The organism is Jatrophihabitans sp., assembly GCF_051960575.1.
Classification (GTDB): Bacteria; Actinomycetota; Actinomycetes; order Mycobacteriales; family Jatrophihabitantaceae; genus JBQCEE01.
This window is the reverse complement of sequence record NZ_JBQCEE010000289.1, coordinates 1-2,669: the sequence shown is the minus strand read 5'-3', so window position 1 is coordinate 2,669 and position 2,669 is coordinate 1. Positions and strand designations below refer to the sequence as shown.

Genomic DNA, 2,669 nt, shown 5'->3' with positions numbered 1-2,669 from the left:
GCCGCACGAGCTCGAGCGAGCGGCGCACCTGCAGCTGCTCGACGTTCTCGGTGAGGTCGCGGCTGGTCATGCCCTTGTGGATCTGCTCGTGCCCGGCGAGCGCGGCGAACTCCTCGATGCGCGCCTTGACGTCGTGCCGGGTGACCCGCTCGCGCGCGGCGATGCTGTCGAGGTCGACGGCGTCGGTGCCGCGCTCGACGACGGCGCGGTAGGCCTCGATCGCGCCGTCGGGCACCGGCACCCCGAGCTCGGCCTGGGCCTGCAGCACCGCCAGCCACAGCTCGCGCTCGAGCACGACCTTGTGCGCCGGCGACCAGATGGTGGCCATGGCGGTCGAGGCGTAGCGCGCGGCGAGGACGTCGGGGATCGCAGGCTTCACCGCGCCATTGTCCCTTGCCGGACGCCGGGCCGCGTCAGACGGTGATGAGGCGCAGGTCGAAGGCGAGCGCCTCCATCTGCTGGAAGCTCGGGAATCGACCTCCGCCGGACACGATGACGATCACCGTGCGGCCGGGCAGCACCCGTTCGACCCGGCGCAGGCGCTCGCGTCCGATCGTGTAGGCGTCTTCGTGGGTCTGGTCGTCGGGCGTCACCTGCTGGACGATCACCGTCAGCTTGCGCGCGCCGGCGACGAAGTCGGCCTTGCGGTACCAGACCGAGAGCCCGAAGTCGCCCTTGCGGACGAACTCGACGTTGAGCGCACGGGTCGGCCGCGCCGCGGGCAGCGCCTCGCGCACGGCGGCGACGAAGTTGTCCGAGACGTGGTCGAGCCGCGAGCAGAGGACGAGCTTCGGGCAGGCGTCGACGCGGGCCGGATCGACGAGCGGCTGGTCGAAGCGGTGGTCGTCGGACGTCGTCACCGAGGGCGACGGCGCGATGAAGATCGCCTCGCGTCGCTTCGGCTTCGAGCCGTCGTGGGTGGCGACGATGCTCAGGACCACGACGAGGACGAGCGCGCCGACGCCGAACAACCACCCCAGGCCGCGGGGCAGCCCGCCGGTCAGCTCCTCCTCGACCGGGAGGTCGCTGCCGGCGTCGTCCAGGAACTCGACGCGCCCCACCACGACAGGGTGCGCCGCGCGCGTGGCGTGCGGCAACCAGCGGCGGTGCGGGGTGCGGACGGGGTCAGGGCAGGCGGATGTCGCCGGCGACGGCCCGCGCGGCGATGTCGCGCCGCAGCTGTCCGCCGTCGAGGTGCACGGTGCCGGCCAGGGCGTAGGCCGCGTCGCGTGCCTCGGCGAGCGTCGGTCCGGTGGCCGTCATCGACAGCACCCGCCCGCCGCTCGCGACGATCGCACCGTCGTCGCGGCGCCGGGTGCCGGCGTGGATCACCCCGGCCTGTTCGGCACCGGTCAGCACGTCGCCCGTGCGTGGCGTGCCGGGGTACCCCGACGCCGCGAGCACGACGGTGACCGCGGCCGCGTCGCGCCAGCGCGGCGCGGGCACGGCACCGCCGCGCGCCGACCAGAGCAGCAGCTCGGTGATCGGCGAGTCGAGCAGGGCGAGCACCACCTGCGTCTCCGGGTCGCCGAACCGGGCGTTGAACTCGATCACCCGCACGCCGCGGCGGGTGACGGCGAGACCGCAGTAGAGCAGCCCGGTGAACGGCGTCCCCCGGCGGGCGAGCTCGGCGATCGTGGGTTCGGCGACGGTGCGGACGACCTCGTCCACGAAGCCGTCCGGCAGCCAGTCGAGCGGGGCGTAGGCGCCCATGCCGCCGGTGTTGGGCCCGGTGTCGCCGTCGCCGATGCGCTTGAAGTCCTGCGCCGGCAGCAGGGGCACGACCGACGTGCCGTCGCTGACGCAGAAGAGCGAGACCTCCGGGCCGTCCAGGTACTCCTCGACGACGACGCGTCCGCAGGCGGCGGCGTGGGCGAGCGCCTCGTCCCGGTCGGACGTGACGACGACGCCCTTCCCGGCGGCCAAGCCGTCGTCCTTCACGACGTACGGCGCGCCGAACCCGTCCAGCGCGGCGGCGACCTCGTCGGGCGTCTCGCACACCCTCGCCGCCGCGGTCGGTACCCCGGCGGCCGCCATGACGTCCTTCGCGAACGCCTTGCTGCCCTCGAGCCGCGCGGCGGCCGCGGACGGCCCGAAGACCGCGATGCCGGCGTCGCGCACCGCGTCGGCGACCCCTGCGACCAGCGGCGCCTCGGGGCCGATCACGACGAGGTCGGCGTCCAGCTCACGGGCCAGTGCGGCGACCGCGGCCCCGTCGGTCGCGTCGACGCCGCGTTGCTCGGCGACCGCCGCCGTGCCGGCGTTGCCCGGTGCACACACGAGCGACGTGACGGCGGGGTCGTGGGCCAGGGCGAGGCACAGGGCGTGCTCGCGGGCGCCGGAACCGAGGACGAGGACGCGCACGAGCGAGCAGCCTAACGGGGACGCGAGTGATGCGATGTCGCACCGAGTGGTGCGGAACATCGCGTCACTCGATGGCCCGTCGCATCACTGGGGCGCACGGGGCGGCGTCCGGTCATGACTCCTTAGCGATGGTGAGGCCGCTCTGCGTGGGCACGACGATGTACTGGCCGTACAGGGCTGCGGTCGGGAAGTGGCCGACCGCGCCGACCGACACCGTCGCGTTCTTGTGGCCGGTGACCTTGTTGTAGGCGGTCAGGGTGCCGGCGTTGCGGTCGACGACCCAGATCTGTCCGGCGCCGACGACC

Annotated in this window: 2 protein-coding genes and 2 pseudogenes; all 4 read right to left on the bottom strand. The window is 74.0% G+C overall.

Translation table 11 applies throughout. From position 1 onward, the window contains the following. Positions 1–328, bottom strand: a pseudogene (locus tag ACTHMS_RS16265) (adenylosuccinate lyase); the annotation flags it as partial. A gap of 85 nt (positions 329–413) precedes the next feature. Further along, positions 414–1,061: a hypothetical protein gene (locus tag ACTHMS_RS16260; RefSeq protein WP_440307711.1), complete on the bottom strand. Its 648-nt coding sequence runs from the start codon at positions 1,059–1,061 to the stop codon at positions 414–416. Between the two features lie 64 nt (positions 1,062–1,125). After that, positions 1,126–2,364 (bottom strand): phosphoribosylamine--glycine ligase, encoded by a 1,239-nt coding sequence (purD, locus tag ACTHMS_RS16255; protein WP_440307710.1) that lies wholly within the window; start codon positions 2,362–2,364, stop codon positions 1,126–1,128. A 112-nt stretch (positions 2,365–2,476) separates the two neighbouring features. After that, a pseudogene (locus tag ACTHMS_RS16250) lies at positions 2,477–2,669 on the bottom strand (hypothetical protein); the annotation flags it as partial.